The following is a 231-nucleotide window of genomic DNA, read 5'->3' as shown; positions in this document are numbered from 1 at the left end:
AGGCAAAGCGATTCAAGTAGGTATACGCCTGATGCCTCCAGTACATATGGTTCTCAATATCCAGAGCGTACAGGTTACTCTGAGCATCGCCAACTTTCACAACGGCACTCCCAGCACTATCCGGCTTACTCTCGTGTGCAGACATGTGACATAGATGCTGCCTTCAACCTTATGAAAACCAACCCCCAAAGAGCATTAGAGGAGATCGGGACGCTATTAAAAAAATATGAG

This window comes from Parendozoicomonas verongulae, from assembly GCF_009711465.1.
In the GTDB taxonomy this organism is placed as follows: Bacteria; Pseudomonadota; Gammaproteobacteria; order Pseudomonadales; family Endozoicomonadaceae; genus Sansalvadorimonas; species Sansalvadorimonas verongulae.
The sequence above is the reverse complement of the archived record's forward strand: the minus strand, read 5'-3'. Positions refer to the sequence as shown.